We start from the raw sequence: 2500 nt of genomic DNA on the forward strand, positions 1-2500 counted from the left end.
TACCGACTGAGCTAGTAAACCATATTACCTGGCAATGTTCTACTCTCCCACAAGGCTTCCCCTGCAGTACCATCGACGCTGTAGAGCTTAACTGTCCTGTTCGGAATGGGAAGGAGTGTTTCCTCTACGCCATTATCACCAGATTTTAATCTCAACAGTTATTGATTATACAATAACTAAATTAGCTTGTCAACATATTTTTCAGATAACTTATATTTTTTCTTATTTATTTCAAATCTTATTATAAGATTTTTTCAAAATATAAATTCTAATCTTATTATTAACCATGACAAAATTTATATTCAGTAAATTTTTGTCATATTTTAATAGGAAAATTTGGTGCGTCATCAGGGGGTCGAACCCTGGACACCCTGATTAAGAGTCAGGTGCTCTACCAACTGAGCTAATAACACATATATAACCTGGCAACGTTCTACTCTCCCACAGGGCTTCCCCTGCAGTACCATCGACGCTGTAGAGCTTAACTGTCCTGTTCGGAATGGGAAGGAGTGTTTCCTCTACGCCATTGTCACCAGATTTCAGAGAACTTGTTCTCTGAAAATTGCACATGAATATAGCCATTATTATTTTGGTCAAGCCCTCGACCTATTAGTATTAGTCAGCTAAATATGTTACCATACTTACACCTCTAACCTATCAACCTTGTGTTCTTCAAGGGGTCTTACTAGCTTATGCTATGGGAAATCTCATCTTGAGGGGGGCTTCACGCTTAGATGCTTTCAGCGTTTATCCCTTCCCGACTTAGCTACCCAGCTATGCTCTTGGCAGAACAACTGGTACACCAGAGGTCAGTCCATCCCGGTCCTCTCGTACTAAGGACAGCTCCTCTCAAATTTCCTACGCCCGCGACGGATAGGGACCGAACTGTCTCACGACGTTCTGAACCCAGCTCGCGTGCCGCTTTAATGGGCGAACAGCCCAACCCTTGGGACCTACTTCAGCCCCAGGATGCGACGAGCCGACATCGAGGTGCCAAACCTCCCCGTCGATGTGGACTCTTGGGGGAGATCAGCCTGTTATCCCCGAGGTAGCTTTTATCCGTTGAGCGATGGCCCTCCCACGAGGTACCACCGGATCACTAAGCCCGACTTTCGTCCCTGCTCCACTTGTGGGTGTCGCAGTCAGGCTCCCTTCTGCCTTTACACTCTACGAACGATTTCCGACCGTTCTGAGGGAACCTTTGGGCGCCTCCGTTACTTTTTAGGAGGCGACCGCCCCAGTCAAACTGCCCACCTAACAATGTCCTGTCACCAGCTTCATGGCGTCCAGTTAGAATCCCAATACTATCAGGGTGGTATCCCAAGGACGACTCCGCTGAGGCTGACGCCCCAGTTTCCCAGTCTCCCACCTATCCTGTACAGACAATATCGAAACTCAATGCTAAGCTACAGTAAAGCTCTACGGGGTCTTTCCGTCCAATCGCGGGTAGCGAGCATCTTCACTCGCACTACAACTTCGCCGGATTTGCAGTTGAGACAGTGCCCAAGTCATTACGCCATTCGTGCGGGTCAGAACTTACCTGACAAGGAATTTCGCTACCTTAGGACCGTTATAGTTACGGCCGCCGTTTACTGGGGCTTAAGTTCACACCTTCGCTTGCGCTAAGTGTTCCCCTTAACCTTCCAGCACCGGGCAGGCGTCAGCCCCTATACATCAGCTTACGCTTTAGCAGAGACCTGTGTTTTTGCTAAACAGTTGCTTGGGCCTATTCTCTGCGGCCTGCTCTCGCAGGCACCCCTTCTCGCGAACTTACGGGGTCAATTTGCCTAGTTCCTTAACTGCAATTCTTCCGATGGCCTTAGGATTCTCTCCTCATCTACCTGTGTCGGTTTGCGGTACGGGCACTACTTCTCTCTCTAGATGCTTTTCTTGGAAGCATGGAATCAGATACTTCGGTCATAATGACCTTCCCCATCACACCTCAGGATTGTCAGAACGGATTTGCCTATCCTGACTCCCTAAATGCTTAGACTAGCACGACCAACGGCTAGCACATCCTATCCTTCTCCGTCACACCATCGATAATAACGATAATAGTGGTATTGGAATATCAACCAATTGTCCATCACCTACGCCTTTCGGCCTGGGCTTAGGTCCCGACTAACCCTGGGCGGACGAGCCTTCCCCAGGAAACCTTAGATTTTCGGCCTGTAAGATTCTCACTTACATCTCGCTACTGATGCCAACATTCTCACTCGTAATCAGTCCACCGCTCCTTACGGTACGACTTCAGCCCGATTACGACGCTCCTCTACCGCTCACACGAAGTGTGAACCCGTAGCTTCGGTGGTAAGTTTGAGCCCCGGACATTTTCGGCGCAGGATCTCTCGACTAGTGAGCTATTACGCACTCTTTAAATGAGTGGCTGCTTCTAAGCCAACATCCTAGTTGTCTTAGAAATCCCACATCCTTTACCACTTAACTTACACTTTGGGACCTTAGCTGACGATCTGGGCTTTTTCCCTTTTGACTACGGACC

Annotated in this window: 2 tRNA genes and 3 rRNA genes (2 of these 5 cut by a window edge); all 5 read right to left on the minus strand. The window is 48.3% G+C overall.

Annotation, left to right across the window (positions count from 1 at the left end):
* Window positions 1-21, minus strand: a tRNA-Lys gene (locus BEN51_RS12925); it reaches 55 nt to the left of the window's first position.
* 5 nt (window positions 22-26) lie between these two features.
* Window positions 27-143: ribosomal RNA gene (gene rrf, locus BEN51_RS12930) — 5S ribosomal RNA — on the minus strand.
* 194 nt (window positions 144-337) lie between these two features.
* Window positions 338-413: transfer RNA gene (locus tag BEN51_RS12935), tRNA-Lys, on the minus strand.
* Between the two features lie 7 nt (window positions 414-420).
* Window positions 421-537 (minus strand): 5S ribosomal RNA (gene rrf / locus BEN51_RS12940).
* 52 nt (window positions 538-589) lie between these two features.
* Window positions 590-2500 (minus strand): 23S ribosomal RNA (locus tag BEN51_RS12945) (it continues 995 nt past the right edge of the window).

The organism is Clostridium isatidis, assembly GCF_002285495.1.
In the GTDB taxonomy this organism is placed as follows: Bacteria; Bacillota; Clostridia; order Clostridiales; family Clostridiaceae; genus Clostridium; species Clostridium isatidis.